The sequence below is a fragment of the Acetobacter vaccinii genome, from assembly GCF_008365315.1.
Classification (GTDB): domain Bacteria; phylum Pseudomonadota; class Alphaproteobacteria; order Acetobacterales; family Acetobacteraceae; genus Acetobacter; species Acetobacter vaccinii.
The window spans coordinates 2,377,957-2,392,909 of record NZ_CP043506.1 but is presented as its reverse complement, the minus strand read 5'-3'; the positions used below and the strand labels follow the sequence as shown (position 1 = coordinate 2,392,909).

The 14,953-nt window shown below is 53.1% G+C and carries 13 protein-coding genes and 1 other annotated feature; of the genes, 6 read left to right on the top strand and 7 right to left on the bottom strand.

The window, feature by feature from the left end; translation table 11 throughout:
- Nucleotides 1-77 precede the first annotated feature (77 nt).
- Nucleotides 78-1,228 (top strand): IS3 family transposase gene (locus tag FLP30_RS10770; RefSeq protein WP_149279812.1). Its coding sequence is split into 2 segments (ribosomal slippage): nucleotides 78-336 and nucleotides 336-1,228, totalling 1,152 coding nucleotides; the frame shifts between segments, so codons are not numbered across the junction.
- A gap of 872 nt (nucleotides 1,229-2,100) precedes the next feature.
- On the opposite strand, the gene FLP30_RS14255 is transcribed toward FLP30_RS10770, so the two are convergent.
- Nucleotides 2,101-2,616, bottom strand: a complete 516-nt coding sequence (locus tag FLP30_RS14255) for an SDR family oxidoreductase (protein WP_246856503.1) — start codon at nucleotides 2,614-2,616, stop codon at nucleotides 2,101-2,103.
- Nucleotides 2,617-2,845: 229 nt separating this feature from the next.
- Here FLP30_RS14255 and FLP30_RS10760 point away from each other — a divergent pair, with 229 nt between their 5' ends.
- The 3 genes from FLP30_RS10760 (at nucleotide 2,846) to FLP30_RS10750 (ending at nucleotide 5,661) form a co-directional block, all read left to right on the top strand.
- Nucleotides 2,846-3,790, top strand: a complete 945-nt coding sequence (locus tag FLP30_RS10760) for a LysR family transcriptional regulator (protein ID WP_246856502.1) — start codon at nucleotides 2,846-2,848, stop codon at nucleotides 3,788-3,790.
- A gap of 144 nt (nucleotides 3,791-3,934) precedes the next feature.
- Nucleotides 3,935-4,717, top strand: a complete 783-nt coding sequence (locus FLP30_RS10755; protein ID WP_210419275.1) for an SDR family NAD(P)-dependent oxidoreductase — start codon at nucleotides 3,935-3,937, stop codon at nucleotides 4,715-4,717.
- Nucleotides 4,718-4,809: 92 nt separating this feature from the next.
- On the top strand, nucleotides 4,810-5,661 hold the full coding sequence (locus tag FLP30_RS10750) for an MBL fold metallo-hydrolase (RefSeq protein WP_168200091.1): 852 nt from the start codon (nucleotides 4,810-4,812) through the stop codon (nucleotides 5,659-5,661).
- A gap of 469 nt (nucleotides 5,662-6,130) precedes the next feature.
- Here the strand turns inward: FLP30_RS10750 and FLP30_RS10745 are convergent, their stop codons facing one another.
- Both FLP30_RS10745 and FLP30_RS10740 read right to left on the bottom strand, forming a co-directional pair.
- Nucleotides 6,131-7,102, bottom strand: a complete 972-nt coding sequence (locus FLP30_RS10745) for a quinone oxidoreductase family protein (RefSeq protein WP_149279811.1) — start codon at nucleotides 7,100-7,102, stop codon at nucleotides 6,131-6,133.
- Between the two features lie 114 nt (nucleotides 7,103-7,216).
- The gene (locus tag FLP30_RS10740; RefSeq protein WP_149279810.1) at nucleotides 7,217-8,395 is read right to left on the bottom strand and encodes an MFS transporter; all 1,179 of its coding nucleotides are present in this window, start codon (nucleotides 8,393-8,395) and stop codon (nucleotides 7,217-7,219) included.
- A gap of 446 nt (nucleotides 8,396-8,841) precedes the next feature.
- Here FLP30_RS10740 and FLP30_RS10735 point away from each other — a divergent pair, with 446 nt between their 5' ends.
- Entirely contained in the window at nucleotides 8,842-9,717 is an 876-nt protein-coding gene (locus FLP30_RS10735; RefSeq protein WP_149279809.1) for an arginase family protein, read from the top strand.
- A 42-nt stretch (nucleotides 9,718-9,759) separates the two neighbouring features.
- Here the strand turns inward: FLP30_RS10735 and FLP30_RS10730 are convergent, their stop codons facing one another.
- Entirely contained in the window at nucleotides 9,760-10,650 is an 891-nt protein-coding gene (locus FLP30_RS10730) for a LysR family transcriptional regulator (protein WP_168200090.1), read from the bottom strand.
- 258 nt (nucleotides 10,651-10,908) lie between these two features.
- On the opposite strand from FLP30_RS10730, the gene FLP30_RS10725 reads away from it, so the two are divergent.
- Entirely contained in the window at nucleotides 10,909-12,285 is a 1,377-nt protein-coding gene (locus FLP30_RS10725) for an IS1182-like element ISGdi16 family transposase (RefSeq protein ID WP_149278715.1), read from the top strand.
- A 548-nt stretch (nucleotides 12,286-12,833) separates the two neighbouring features.
- Here the strand turns inward: FLP30_RS10725 and FLP30_RS10715 are convergent.
- The 3 genes from FLP30_RS10715 to FLP30_RS14380 all read right to left on the bottom strand — a co-directional run bounded on the left by FLP30_RS10715 (nucleotide 12,834) and on the right by FLP30_RS14380 (nucleotide 14,906).
- A protein-coding gene (locus FLP30_RS10715) for an IS3 family transposase (protein WP_149279807.1) occupies nucleotides 12,834-14,068 on the bottom strand; the annotation gives its coding sequence in 2 pieces (ribosomal slippage) (nucleotides 12,834-13,774 and nucleotides 13,774-14,068; 1,236 coding nt in all).
- Nucleotides 13,665-13,781, bottom strand: a sequence feature (AL1L pseudoknot). It overlaps the preceding gene by 117 nt.
- A gap of 21 nt (nucleotides 14,069-14,089) precedes the next feature.
- Nucleotides 14,090-14,755: a DNA -binding domain-containing protein gene (locus FLP30_RS10710; protein ID WP_149279806.1), complete on the bottom strand. Its 666-nt coding sequence runs from the start codon at nucleotides 14,753-14,755 to the stop codon at nucleotides 14,090-14,092.
- Nucleotides 14,649-14,906, bottom strand: a complete 258-nt coding sequence (locus FLP30_RS14380) for a transcriptional regulator domain-containing protein (protein ID WP_408834545.1) — start codon at nucleotides 14,904-14,906, stop codon at nucleotides 14,649-14,651. Before FLP30_RS14380 ends, FLP30_RS10710 begins: the two co-directional genes overlap by 107 nt.
- Between the last annotated feature and the right edge of the window lie 47 nt (nucleotides 14,907-14,953).

Below are 14,953 nucleotides of genomic sequence, written 5' to 3'. Positions count from 1 at the left end.
CAGGTTTTTTTTATTGACCTGCTCCCCGGAAATGTAACCATTTAAAAGTAGAGTCCGATCGAGAAGGATACGGACGGATGAAGCGCAGTCGTTTTACGGAAGAGCAGATCATAGGTATCCTGAAGGAACAGGAGTCCGGGCTGAAGGTCTCTGATCTTTGCCGTAAACACGGGATCAGTGACGCGACCTTCTACAAATGGAAGACCCGTTATGGTGGCCTTGAGGTATCCGAGGCCAAACGACTGAAGGCGCTGGAAGATGAAAACAGCCGCCTGAAACGTCTACTGGCGGATGCCATGCTGGATAATGCGGCGCTGAAGGACATTGTTGGAAAAAAGTGGTAACGCCTGTCGCGAAACGGCAGGCGGTCCGACACATTCAGGAAGCTCTAGCCCTGAGTGAACGCCGAGCCTGTGCGCTTGTTGGTGTTGCCAGGCGTGTCGCGCGGTATGTTTCTACCGGAGCGGACGATGCTGCCCTGCGCCAGCGCCTACGGGAACTGGCGGACCAACGACGCCGCTTTGGCTATCGCCGCCTGGGTTATCTTCTGGCGCGGGAAGGATTCAGCCCCGATCACAAGAAGCTGTTCCGCCTTTACCAAGAGGAAGGGCTGAAAGTCCGCCATCGGGGTGGCCGCAAGAGGGCACTGGGGACGCGTTCTCCCATGACCATCCCTCAGGAACCCGGGCAGCGCTGGAGCCTGGATTTTGTCTCGGATGCCCTGATCTGTGGCCGCCGGTTCCGCATTCTGGCTGTTATCGACGATTTCAGCCGCAAGAACCTGGCATTGGTTGCCGACACGTCATTATCAGGTGGACGGGTGGCGCGGGAACTGACGGCCCTGGTAGAACGATATGGCAAACCCCTCATGATTGTCAGCGACAACGGTACGGAGTTCACATCCCATGCCATCCTGAAATGGGCGGATGAGATGAAGGTTGAATGGCACTATATCGCCCCCGGGAAACCGCAACAGAACGGCTTTGTCGAAAGTTTCAACGGCCGGTTGAGAGATGAATGCCTCAACGAGACGCTGTTCACGTCCCTCAGCCATGCCCGACAGGTTCTGGCTGACTGGCGGGAAGACTATAATACAGTGCGCCCCCATTCCCAGCTTGATGGCAGGACACCGGATCAGGTCGCCAGACAAGTGTCTCGGGGGCATGCCCCCGAGACACTTGTCATCCCATCAACCCAAAGCCATAAAAAACGGGAACTCTCCTTTTGAGTGAATACAAAAAAGGGGGCACGTCAGTACCTGCGGGATCGTCCCTCCAGCGAAGGATAAGGTCTCGAATAAGGTCCGTCATCAATCCAGAAGCTAAAATTACATTCGCTTCTGAGCCTGATTGTAACAGCAGTTCACGTCAATGCGGATAATCGCAAGTGGTTGCGCGGTATGATACCCCCGCTTTGAACTTACCCCCCTAAGTCTCTGTAATTAAACAGTTCCCCAGAAGAGGGCCTCAATTTACGCATAGCAAAACCCCGCTAAGCCGTTGACTTAGCGGGGTTTCAGAAACTGCAAGTGGTTGCGGGGGCAGGATTGCTTCTCAGCTTACGGCAACCGCAAGTTGAGAGCAAATCGGGATTAATAGGCTGTTTTAATGAACTTTTTTCGGCACACGCATGACCTCTTACTGAAATAAATGCCCCCACCCCTCATAAAGCGTAAAGCTTATGCATCCAGAGCTATACCCGCTTCCGCTCTCATATCTGTCATATAAGGTCTGTGTCTACCATTCTTAATAGCAGACACTTTAGTTGAGGCGTGCACGGCCTCGAATTGCAAGGCGATCAGACCAGAGAACCAATCTGCAAGCGGGTCAAGCTCAGAGCCCGCGATGCCCGGAACTGATCATCCGAAAGCTCACGCTTTCCTCATCCATTGCGTAAATTTTTGCGCCCAAGCCGGATGCCAACGTGAGAGTGCGGGACGGTTGTGAATCATGTCGTCGGCCGACCACTGGATGCGGCGCATATCCCATTTCGGATGTGACTTCGTTGTCCGGACACAAGATGTAGAAGTCCTCCCTGAATAGCCGCTGCAGAAAATAATCTACCACCTGTTCCGCTGCCCATGCGGCCTCCGGTTTACGGTCATGAGGCCCGTCCTTGTCGTGGAAATTCATGGGGGTCCATGTATAAACCTGGCACCAGAAGATGGGCCGAAACAGTCCCTCCTGTGGAGACCAGAAGTTGATGGGCCAACTGCTCCGTGAGCACCTTTACTGCCGCCTTGGCGACAGAATAGGCGGCGTGGCCAGGCGGCGTAGTGATCCCTTCCTTGGAGCCAAGATTCACCACGGCCGATGGACGATTTGCGGCGATCATATACGGCGCAAATAAATGTTGTGTACTGAGGACGGCGCGAAAATTGACGTTCAGAGTCCGGTCCCATTCATCGGGTGAAGCCCATGGACCGGCTTTGCTTAGCACACCAACATTATTCACCAGTAATCCAACGTCCCCAAAGCGGGTTAACGTCTCGTCACGCAGGCGCAGAAGCACCGTATTATCGGTCACGTCGCCTACGACAGTCAGTACGTCAACGGGTAGCGCGGACGCCAACGCCCCCAATGCGTCTCCGTCCTGATCAAGAAGCGCCAGACGCATACCGCGGGCCGCAAATTCTCAGGCGAGAGCAGCACCAATGCCTTTTGCTGCACCGGTGATGACTGCGACACGATCCTTTGCGACGATTTTCCGAATTCTTTCCGACATTCACGTTGCTCCTTCTGTCTGGGTGGCCAGGAAAGGCGATTGATCTAAGGATCTTAGCGCAACCTCATAAGGCCTGTAATTGAGTCAAACGGCACATGCTGTATGTTTATACTCAACAGACATGAACGAACGAGCGAAACGCATCATGCATCTTTCACGTGGAGATCTGGGAGATCTCAACCTGTTCTGCGCCATCGCCAAAACAGGCGGCTTTCGCAAAACTGCAGCAGAACTGGATCTTTCTCCATCGGCCTTGAGCCACGCTATCCGCGGACTGGAAAAGCGTCTGGGTGTACGTCTCTTCAACCGGACCAATCGCAGCGTCACGCTAACACCAGCTGGACGGGAATTGCTCTCGCATGTCACGTCAGGACTCTCTGAAATCACCAATGGGCTCGAAGCGCTCAATCGTTTTCGGGACCGACCCGCTGGGCAGTTACGTCTGAACGTACCAACTGACGCCGCTCGGCTTGTTCTGGCCCCGGTCATTGCGCGCTATGCGACCCTTTATCCCGACGTCCGTCTGGAAGTCGCGGTGGAGGACGCCGTGGTGGACATCATCGAACAGGGTTTTGACGCGGGTGTTCGCTATGGTGGCACAATACCGGAAGACATGATCGCGGTCCCGCTCTGTCCCGATCTACGATGGGTGACAGTCGCATCGCCTGCCTATCTTGCTTCAGCTCCACCCCTTCGAGGCCCGGCCGACCTACACCAGCATCGCTGTATAGGGATCCGGATAGGAAGCGGAAAAATCTACCACTGGGAGCTGGAACGCGACCAGGAGAAAGTCTTTTTGGACACGGACTGGTCAGTGATCGTCAACGAAACCGTTCTATCTATCGAGATCGCCGAACGCGATGGGGGGATCAGTTACAACCTTGAAAGCCGGGCGGCAGTGCAGATCGCAAACGGGTCGCTCGTCAAGGTCCTGCCCGAATGGGCCTCCATGGGACCGCCACTCTTTATTTATTATCCCAGCCGGCGACAGCTTCCTGAAGCATTACGGGCTCTTATTCGCCTGATACAGGGGCAAAAACCTGATCAGAACGTAACAGGTGAATAAAAACGATCACTTCGTTGATTTTAGCTCTCCGCCTAAGGCATAGATTTTCACTGATTTCGCGCTTAACTCCACAAACAAGTGGCGACAGGCATGACCAACTGTGTGTCGTCCCGTTTTATAAAATTTTGGGAAAAGTTGAGATAGATGAGCAAACTTGCCATGATCAGCGGATCGTCTTCGGGTATTGGTTTCGAGATTGCACGTATCCTCGGCGGCATGGGTTATGACCTCGCCATTTCAGGGGCCAGTGATAAAATCCACGACGCCAAAACAGAACTCGAAAAGATCGGTGTAGCAATCTATGCATTTCAGGCGGATGCTGCGACCTATGACGGCGTCGAAGGGTTCTGGCAGTTTACGAAAGATCTCGGACGAAACGTCGATATTGCCGTTCTCAATGTTGGCATCGGCCTGGGCGGAGCCTTTGTTGATAACAAGCTCGAAGATGATTTCCGGGTCATTGCCATCAACATCTCCGGGACGGTGCATCTGGCTAAGCGTGTAGTGCAGCACATGGTGCCCAACAAGGTCGGCCGGATCATGATTGTGTCCTCCCTCTCGGCAACCACACCGACACCTTACGAAACTGTCTATGGTCCTTCCAAGGCATTCGGCTTTATGTTTTCAGAATCCCTGCGAGAAGAGCTTCGCGATACAGGCGTCAGTGTCACAGCCCTGCTCCCGGGTGCCACAAACACGCGTTTTCACAAGAATGCCGGCATGGCCACCAGCAAGATCGATCATGGGCCAAAAAATGATTTGCATGTTGTGGCGCAGCAGGGTGTCGACGCTCTCATGCAAAGCGAAGATATGGTCGTTGGGGGCGATGCCGCAACAAAGCAGCAGGCTATCGACAACCGCACCACACCTGAAACGGTCAAAGCAGCTCGGCATGCCATTCTTTGCAAACTGAACGGCGTCGCGTGATCAGATAAAGCACGGCAGAGATTGCGCCGGATGGTATCGGGCAGACACCCATCGTCTGTCCGATACCAGATGAGCAAGCCAGGGATAAGCTCATGTCATCAGAACGAATGTTTCAGGCACCTGAAATCAGCCGTTACCGTGTCGGAGAGTTCGCCGTAACGGCTCTGAGTGACGGCTCTCTGGACGCCTCGCTCGATCTTCTTGATGGGATTGATCAAGATGAGGCGTTGTCGCTTCTGGGCGCGGCAGACACTTCACCTTCACCGCACATGAACATCAATGCGTTTGTTATTGAGGCCGGTGCGCGGACCATTCTTATCGATGATGGTGCTGGAAACCTCAACGGATGGGGCGGCCGACTGATTCCTGCGCTGATCACCGCAGGTTATGACCCCCGGCAGATTGACACGATCCTTCTCACACATGGACACAGTGATCATGTCGGCGGTCTGGCAGGGCCTCTTGCTACAAAACATTTCCGCAACGTTGAAAAGTTTTTCCTTCATCAGGTAGAGTTGAATTTCTGCCGAAACGAAGAGAGACGCGATGCTGCACCTGTTGCACATCAGCGCCTGTTCGACGTTGCTCGCAATGTCCTTGCTGCTTACCAGCAGCAGATAACACTTTTCGAGGACGGAGATGTTCTGCTCCCCGGGATCACAGCCGTCCATTTACCAGGGCATTCCGGCTATCTTTTGGAAAGTGAAAACGACTCTCTCCTGATCTGGGGCGATGTGCTGCATTTGCCCCATATTCAGGTAGCGCGGCCTGACGTCACATTTGCTTTTGATCACAATCCCGGCTTGGCCGCAAAGACACGCCGTAAGATTTTAACCGAACTTTCCGGTAATAATCGATATGTCACGGGCGTACATTTTAATGCACCCGTTAGAGCGAAAATCGAGAGCTACAAAGACGCATTCCGTCTGACTTACGATCTTTAGCCCATCAATAACGGCCGTCGCCTACAAGTCAGACATCAAAGTAGTCATCGTAGCGGACAGAAAGCCGCCATTGTCAGGTGAGCCGCGATAGACCGCGTTTGGGGCAGAGCCATCGTCCAAACAAACCACGACAAAAGTCAGCGTCCGGTTGAAACGGACATTGTTTGGCGGGAAATAACCAATTTCGATGCTTCGCCTACAGTTGGTTAGTCTCCGTCACTCTCGGAGCCGTTCACCAAAGTCATACAGCACTGCTTCCACGACGGTTCCACATCGGCTTGATGACCCGGACCTCCGCATCAGAGGCTAAACGTTGATTGACTGGTATAAAAGATAGAAACAAGACGGTCTGAATTCGCCCTCATGTCAGACATACATGCCTCTGATTAGCTTTCCACATAGCAGACGTGCTTCAATTATTCTGATGAGAAAACAAATTTGATTTCGAAGCCCCTAGAGAGCTTTACTTTTACGCTTTGAGAAGAATAGCTACCATAGCCTGCCGGGATGCGAGACGCTTATAAGCTTGCTCAAATTCCTCTAGTGTCCATGCACTATCAATGACTGGGCGAACAGCATCCTTCTCAACAAAAAAACGAATAATGCTGAATGCATCGGACACGGCCTCGTCCGTTTCCAGCCATGCGTCGTATCCGAGAAGGCGTTTCTCATGAACGACAATTTCAGCCAGATCCAGACAGGCTTCAGCACCGCCAGCAAACCCGATGGATACAACTGAACCCCGTTCACGCACAGATTTTATCAGTTCCCTGAGCAGAGGGCCGCCAACTGGATCAAATGCGAGGTCGGCTCCCTGACCAGCCGTAAGGGAAGATACAACATCCGACAGAATCTCAATTGAGAGATCTACGACCGCCGCCGCTCCACTCTTACGGGCAGCTTCTGCCTTCAGGGAGTTGGAGACGACTGCCACGGGCTTCGCTCTCAGAACTCGCGAAAGCTGGATCAAGGCATGACCGACTGCCCCGGCTGCTCCTGAAATCAGGACTGTCTGCCCTACTTCTATGCGTCCGACGCGGGTTACGGCCTGATACGCAGTCACATAATTGATAGGGAGCGCCGCGCCTTCGTCCAAACTGATAGTATCAGGCAACTCGAAGACATGGCTGTTTTTGACAGATACATATTCCTGTTGCAAACCGTCTTCCGTGATTCCTAATTGACCACCGCCGTAAATTGCAACACGTGTCCCAGATTGAAAGAGGTCGCTATCCTCTACCGTACCTGCGCCGTCATTGCTCAGAACGAGAGGCACCTTGGCTTTGTTGAAAAGACCTCGACGAATTTGCCCCGAAAGTTGATTGACCGTCGCGGCATGCATTTTGATCAAAGTATAACCTGGCCGAGGCAAAGGTGTAGGACGTTCCTCAATAGCCATTGAGGGGGCTGTTCCAAAAGACGCGCAAACCAAAGCCTTCATGATGCTTCCCTCATGCTGAAAAACGTTCGATGTTGACAGGCGGATTGCTGTTGATCGTTTTCGTAATTTTTGAACCGTCCTCTCTTGCAGACGTATTCTCTCAGTGCATGAAACTCACAAAATCACTCTGCCTTTTCTGTGAGTAGCCAGATAGAAAGCGCTCAGAATAACAATCAAAGCGCTCATCCAGAAATTGGCTCTCAGCCCGAAGTGATCGACTATCGCGCCTCCAAGACTTGAACCGATCGCAATGGCAACCTGCGCGGTAAAAGTGAACATGGCGGCGGCAGCTTCCGAATGTTCGGTCTCGATACTGCGGTGCCAGGTATTCAGGCACAGTGGCAGAGCTCCCCAAGCGACGGTCCAGAGAAGAATAAGCACCGTTTCAAACTTTGGAAAGATCACCAGCACCGGCAGGAGCAGAAAGGGTATTGCCAGTGATATTTTCGAAGCAAAAAGCGTTGCTTTGAGATTATTTTCCAAAAAGCGGCTGGCCACAAGGTTAGAAGCAAACCCGATAGCACCATAAGCCAATAACAAGACCGTCACAGCCGCCGAAGGAATACCTGCTTCGTGAATGAGAGGAGTCAGGTAAGTATACGCTGCAAAGTGGGCCGCAAAAACAGCGGCAATCATAACGATACTTTTCCGTGCTTCGGGTAGTCTGACGAATGCTTTGAAATCAGTGAGCCGGACAGGACTTTCCGCTGGAACAGTTGGAAGCACTCTCCACTGCATGACTAAAGCGGCAATGGCGATAATTGCTGCGGCCACGAATGCACCGCGCCAGGATGAGTACTCGGCTACAAGAGATCCCTTTGGAACCCCAAGGATCATGGCTGCCGTGACCCCTGCAAAAACAGCTGCTGCTGCCTTATGCGCTTTTTTCTTAGCAACAAGTTCTACTGCGACAGAGAGGCCCATGGCCCAGAATGCACCAAGACTGATACCGACCAGTGCCCGGCTGAGCAGCATCACTCCAAATGTCGGTGCAATGGTGGCAATCAGGCAACCTGCGAGCAGAATAAGGGAAAGCCATAAAATAATCCTGCGACGATCTGTGCGTCCGGAAAATAGCATGACTCCGGGAGCAGAAAGTGCTGCCATCATGCCCGGAACTGTCATGGTAAGCCCCGCCGTTCCGGAACTTATAGAAAATGTTCTCGAAATATCAGGCAGGATACCTACAGGAAGAAATTCGGTGGTGACTGACGCAAATGATCCCAATGCCAGAGACAGGACGGCCAGTCTCTGGCGACCAGAAGAAAGCTCCCGAGAAATCAAATGCTGCATGATAGGAACATTTTTGCTGAAACTTCAGGTTGGAAAACTATATTCCGAGATTCCGCACTAAACATACATACAAAATGGAAGTGAGTATTTACTGAATATGAAGTAATTATATTCATTTATGGCACCTATTCCCATATGAATTCAGATAGGAGCAATCCACACGGCGTGGATACAACCTTGGCCTTTTTAGAGATTTTCTTGTCTTAAGATCGAAGGGTTTTCATGACTATAGAGTTTTTCATCAAAATGTTTGTGAATAAATTTCAGTAATGTTTATCTATCAATTTCATCCCTCTCATGAAATACTCCGTTGCATGAAGTGGTTCAGGAAATCTCGGATTTTTTACGAAAGAAGAAAGATAATCGCCATCACATCTTGCGTGATGGCGAGCTGTCTGATTGGTGCCGAGACAGACCGCGTGCACTTACCTTACAGGAAGTCTTCCATGGCGGATCAGAATTCCCAAACTTTGCGGCTTATTTTCCCGCAGTGGCAGGGCGGCGATAATCCTCCCTATTATCTTGGCTCAAAACTTCTGGCCTGGCTGGCTCCTCCTTCTGCTGGCCCTGTTGAGGAAGTTCCGGTTGACGCTCCGACTGACGTTCCTCTGCCAGTCGAGGATGAAATGCGTGGACGCAGTGTTCTGCTGAAACAGATGCAGAACGCTCGAAAAATCATTGAACGCCATCAACCGAAGTCACTGGCGGTGCTGGGTGGGGACTGCCTTGTCTCGCTCGTGCCTTTTTCATGGCTTTCAGAACGTTATGGCGATAAACTGGGTGTGCTCTGGATTGACACCCATCCAGACGTTCAGACTCCAAAGCAGTATACGAACGCACATGCGCACGTTCTGGGGGCTCTGTTAGGCCATGGCGACCCCGACCTGACGAAAGCAGTAACAAAGCCGGTTCCTGCAAAGAATGTGATGATTGCAGGCATCCACGATCCACTTCCGTTCGAAGCCCAGTTTATTGCGGACCATGGATTGCGGACATGTTCACCCCAGCAGGTGCGGGATGGCGCACAGCCGGTCATGGAATGGCTAAAAAACAGTCAGATCGAAGTGCTTGCCATTCATCTGGATCTGGATGTGCTGGATCCGCACAACTTCCGTTCTCTACTGTTTGCAAAGCCGGGTCGTGACAAGCATGATTTTGGAGACGTTGCCGAAGGCAAGCTCAACATTCCTGATGTTCTGAAACTGTTTCAGGAAGTGGCGAGCAAAAAAGAAGTGGTCGGTATGACAATTGCCGAACACATGCCTTGGGATGCGGTAAACCTGCAGGAAATGCTCAAACAGCTTCCTCTTATCGGCAGTTAAACCTTAGCGCCAGAAAGCCTGTATTCGTAAGAGCAGGCTTTCTCATTTTACTTTCATTTCCTCGACAAACAGCGACAGAGGCATCGAATGGCGATGGTGTCGGGGGTAGAAGAGATGAAACCCCAGATGCGTCGGACAGAATGGCTCCAGAACTGATATCAGTTTGCCATTCTGGATATGTTCTTCTGCAACAATTTTAGGAATATAGGCGAGGCCAATGCCGTCTAGGCAAGCATCTCGCGCACTGAACACATTGTTGCATACAAATTTGCCGATGGGCTGAAACTTCAGGTCTTTTCCCTTCTGTCTGAAGCGCCACGGATAAATCTTTCCGTGGGTTGGCAGGCGAACACCGATACAGTTGTGCTCTTGCAGACGGGCCGGAATTTTGGGGGTGACATGACTTTTGAAATAGGTCGGAGACCCAACAACCGCAAATGGGATATCAGGGGATACAGGTACTGAAATCATGCCCTGTGTCACCAGTTCTCCAAGGCGCACGCCTGCATCGAAGCCTTCATCCACGATATCAATCAGGCGCAGATCCGTTGAGATCTCAAGGGAGATTTCAGGGTAGTTCTTTAGAAAATCTGCAATACGGGGTCGAAGAAAGAATCCCAGAGATTCATCTGTCACTGTAATCCGGAGATTGCCTCTGGGGCATTTACGGAATTCATCAAGACTGACCATCCGGTTCTCGATTTCGTCGAAAAGCGGCTGAATATTTTGCAGGAGATAGTCTCCCGCAGGCGTGGGAACGACACGCCGCGTTGTTCTCGTCAGAAGGGTGACACCCAGTCGTTCCTCCAGAAGACGCATGGTGTGACTTATTGCGGATGGCGTAACACCTCTGCGGGCCGCCGCCTTTGTGAAGCTCCGTTCTTGGGCAACTGCCAGAAAAGAAAGTAGTTCGCTAAAATTTTCTCGTGACACTTTCTGACCAGAGCCCTGTTTTATCCCTTGTTATCACTGACAATCTTAACATCAAATGTCTTTGGGATCACGGTGTATCCTGATCATGAATGACTGGCTTTTGCTCTTCATCTAGGATCCCTCTGGCTTCTTAAACGTCCGCTTTTCTATATCTTTTGTACGAAAAGAGACGTGCCGTCCTCCCCCGATAGTGTTGAAAAAGTCGCGCTTGCTTTGAGAGTGAAGCACTGATTCACTCTTCGCAGGAGGAACCTGCAAATGATGGGTGATCGAACGAAAATACAGGAGGCACTGTTCTACGAGTTCCGTCTTGAAGACCATGTGCCAGCTGGCCATCTTTTGCGTTCAATTGATCGCTTTGTCGATCTGGACGGCCTGCGTGAGCATCTTCGTCCATTTTACAGCGGCACGGGACGGCCTTCAATCGATCCCGAGCTGATCATCAGGATGTTAATCGTTGGCTACGTGATGGGTATTCGATCCGAGCGACGGCTATGTGAAGAAGTCCATCTTAACCTGGCCTACCGGTGGTTCTGTGGCCTTGGTCTCAACGGCCCTGTGCCTGATCATTCGACATTCTCGAAAAACCGGCACGGACGCTTCCGGGAGAGTGATCTGCTTCGCCAAATGTTCGAAATGACCGTCCGGCAGTGTATCGCCAAGGGACTGGTGGGCGGTGAAGGCTTTGCGGTCGATGCCAGCACGATCAAGGCTGACGCTAATCGGCAGCGTAGTGTTCCGGGCCCAGATAAACTGCCGATCGAGGCAGCCCAACGTGCTGTGCGGGAGTATTTCTCGGTGCTGGACGATGCTGCATTTGGGTCTGCTACGCCCGTGCAACCAAAATATATCTCTCCGGTCGATCCTGCGGCACGTTGGAACGCTGCAAGCGGTGGCCTTGCTTATTATGCCTACTGCACAAATTACCTCATCGACCTTAAATCGGCTGTCATCATGGATGTAGAAACCACGACAGCCATCCGGCAGGCCGAGGTTACGGCGCAACGCCGAATGATAGAGCGTACGCAGGAAACATTTGGAATATGGCCCGAAAGGCTTGCGGCGGATACAGCTTATGGATCCGCTGAAAATCTTGCGTGGCTGGTTCATGAGCGTGGCATCGAACCTCACATTCCGGTCTTCGACAAATCTGCCCGGCAGGACGGGACTTTCGAACGTCGAGATTTCACATATGACCACGTGCACGATCTTTACATCTGTCCTGGAGGACAGCAACTGAAGCAGCAGTGGCGCAAGATCAACTCGGATCAACCAAATGCCCCTCCCGACAACCTACTTCGATACCGTTCGTCGAAACTGGCGTGCGACGTATGCACTCTCAAACCAAAATGCTGCCCCAATCAGCCCAATCGTAAGGTTCTGCGCTCTATTCATGAAGGCGCTCGTGATATGGCCCGCGACATTGCTTTAACCGACGCCTATATTATCTCCAGACGAGAACGAAAGAAGGTTGAAATGCTGTTTGCTCACCTCAAGCGCATTTTGAAGATCGATCGGTTGAGGCTCAGAGGACCAAACGGTGCCCGTGATGAGTTCCATCTCGCCGCAGCTGCTCAAAATCTCCGCAAAATGGCGAAACTGATACCTCCCGGAGCGCCTGCCTTATCCACCTGAGGCAAGAAAGCTGCACTTATGTCGAAGTGGCTTGGCAACACTTTCACTCTTCACCATGAGTTTTTCAACACTATCCCCCCTAATCTGCCCGTCCGCTCAGTGATGCAAGAGCAGACAGGCGGCAGTCGCCTCATCTCGGTCATAAGAAGAGCCGTTCCAGTTTCCGTAAAGCGGACGGTCGGCAATAGTTCTCGTTATCCGCCGATATCCTCCTCCAGACTTCTGATTGCTGCATGAGCAACAGTTGATCAGGAGAAAGTATCATGAAAAAAAACGCGATTTCCATCGCCTACACTGAAGGCGTCCGTGTCTTGGAATGCAGGAAAAATGGTTTGCGCCAAGCGGGCGCTCACAGAAAAGCACGTCTGGGCTATTCGGTTTTGGCTGGGGAGCGAACAGCGTGTCAGAGACAGAGCTTTGTTTGATCTTGCTCTCGATAGCAAACTCAGAGGCTGCGATCTTGTCAGCCTTCGTATCGGCGACATCGTTACCAGTGGTTAGGTGTGCTGAACTGCCCCGGGTTTACCGGAGAGCGATTTGTTCAGTAATCAGGCAGCGATATCAAGCCCGCTCTGATCTTCATAGAAGGCGCGTTCGGCTTCGGCGGGCGGCCTGTAGCCGATTGGTGCTAATAGGCGTCGATTATTATACCAGTCCACCCATCTGAGGGTTTCCCATTCGACCTGCGCCATGGATTTCCATGGCCCCAGATGATGGATGACCTCGGCCTTGTATAAACCGTTGATGGTCTCTGCCAGCGCATTGTCGTAGCTGTCACCGACCGTGCCGACTGAGGCGTCTATGTCAGCCAGCGCCAAGCGTTCGGTATATCGGATCGACAGATATTGTGAGCCACGGTCCGAATGATGGATCAGCACCTTATTTCCCGCAGGCTTTCGTTGCCAGATGGCCTGTTCAAGGGCGTCGAGCACGAACTGGGTGGTCATGGAAGTCGAGACTTTCCAACCCACGATCCTGCGGGCGAACACATCGATGACGAAAGCCACATAGACCATGCCATTCCAGGTCTGGACATAGGTGAAGTCCGAAACCCAGAGCTGGTTGGGGGCCTCGGCCCGGAACTGCCGGTTAACCCTGTCATTGGGACAGGGGCGCGCCGTATCCGGACGGGTCGTGATGACCTTCCGGCCCCGGATGACACCCTTCAGACCCATCTTGCGCATCAGGCGCTCAACAGTGCAACGCGCCACCTGTCGCCCTTCACGGTGCAGGCTATGCCACACCTTGCGCGCACCATAAACAGCACGGTTGTCCTGCCAGATCCGGCGGATATGTTCCATCAGTTCCCTATCGCGCCGGGCACGCGGGCTGGCCGTGGCCGGATCTCTTGCTATGGCCGCCTGCTGGTAAAACGTGGACGGGGCAATCGGCAGAACGCGACAGATTGGCTCGACCCCGTAATCGGCACGGCAGGTTTCAATAAACGCGATCATTTGCGAAACGGGCGGTCGAGCTCCGCCTGAGCAAAATAGGCCGAGGCCTTCTTGAGGATCTCATTGGCCTGACGCAGTTCACGGACCTCACGCTCCAACGCCTTGATCCGTGCCGTCTCGGCCGTGGTTGGCCCCGGCTGCGCACCCGCGTCCCGCCGGGCCTGCTTCCACCAGTCATGCAGGCTGTCGCCCGAACAGCCAAGCTTGCCACCAATCTCGCGACAGGCCGCTGATAGGCTCGGGTAATCCGAGCGATGCTCGTCCAGAAGGCGCACCGCGCGCTCACGGAACTCAGGCGAATAACGTGATGTCTTCTTCTTCTCTACCATAGGGCTCATCCTCCGAGAATTTTACTCTCCGGTAAACCCGGGGCAGTTCACGATGCCTTCGTCGCGCCAGTCCTTGGCAGTCCTGCGCCATGTATGGTCACACCATTCGTTCCAGGACATGGTCAGAGCGCGGGGATTGATGAGGACGGCAGCAATGCGGCGTTCATCGGCACCCGCCCGATGCAGATCATAGGCATGCAGGCAGCGGATCAGATACAGGGACCGAAAGGGCGTGATGACCGGGGGCACACGCGACGGCAGCCTGAAACCAAGATGGTGGGAGACGAAGCGGCCAGCCTCATACCAGCGACTTCGGTAATGGGGGTCCAGCGGGATGACCACGGCGGGACGCTTTGCGGCGGCCGGATCATCCAGCAGGAAGGAAAACGTCCCGAAGGAGCCCGTCACGGTGATGGAGCGTCCCGCATCATCCTCGCTGTCGAACAGGACGCGGCCCATTGCTTCGAAATCCAGCGAGCGGAGATCAGTAAAGCCGCGTGGCGCATCCGTCAGGCTGATGATCCGTGTTGTGTCTTCCCTGCGCCAGATGACGGGTTTCCGGGTGATGGGAATGTCCGGATTATGGACAAAACTGTAACCTCCATCGGTCCCGGAACGCCGCCCACAGGAGCGAGGGATTGCCGCTGGCACCGCCCCGCAGCAGAATGTCGCGATAATCGCTGACATAGCGGGACCAGCGCCGCATGAAGGCCCCGGCAAGAGCGGAGGCCGGGAGGGTTCTGAGGATGGCCAGATCGGCCTCGGAATGCCAGATGTCCAGTGGCATGAGCGACGGTCCTCTCGACTGGGGAGCCACCGACCGGGTACGGCAAAACATGCCGCACCTGTCAGGCGGCCCCACGTTGTATTTACATTAAGTTCTCA

Bases quoted from the DNA above. Each gene is read 5' to 3' on its own strand.
- FLP30_RS14255 (WP_246856503.1), bottom strand. From the start codon at position 2,616: ATGCGTCTGGCGCTTCTTGATCAGGACGGAGACGCATTGGGGGCGTTG.
- FLP30_RS10760 (WP_246856502.1), top strand. From the start codon at position 2,846: ATGAACGAACGAGCGAAACGCATCATGCATCTTTCACGTGGAGATCTG.
- FLP30_RS10755 (WP_210419275.1), top strand. From the start codon at position 3,935: ATGAGCAAACTTGCCATGATCAGCGGATCGTCTTCGGGTATTGGTTTC.
- FLP30_RS10750 (WP_168200091.1), top strand. From the start codon at position 4,810: ATGTCATCAGAACGAATGTTTCAGGCACCTGAAATCAGCCGTTACCGT.
- FLP30_RS10745 (WP_149279811.1), bottom strand. From the start codon at position 7,102: ATGAAGGCTTTGGTTTGCGCGTCTTTTGGAACAGCCCCCTCAATGGCT.
- FLP30_RS10740 (WP_149279810.1), bottom strand. From the start codon at position 8,395: ATGCAGCATTTGATTTCTCGGGAGCTTTCTTCTGGTCGCCAGAGACTG.
- FLP30_RS10735 (WP_149279809.1), top strand. From the start codon at position 8,842: ATGGCGGATCAGAATTCCCAAACTTTGCGGCTTATTTTCCCGCAGTGG.
- FLP30_RS10725 (WP_149278715.1), top strand. From the start codon at position 10,909: ATGATGGGTGATCGAACGAAAATACAGGAGGCACTGTTCTACGAGTTC.
- FLP30_RS10710 (WP_149279806.1), bottom strand. From the start codon at position 14,755: ATGTCAGCGATTATCGCGACATTCTGCTGCGGGGCGGTGCCAGCGGCA.
- FLP30_RS14380 (WP_408834545.1), bottom strand. From the start codon at position 14,906: ATGTTTTGCCGTACCCGGTCGGTGGCTCCCCAGTCGAGAGGACCGTCG.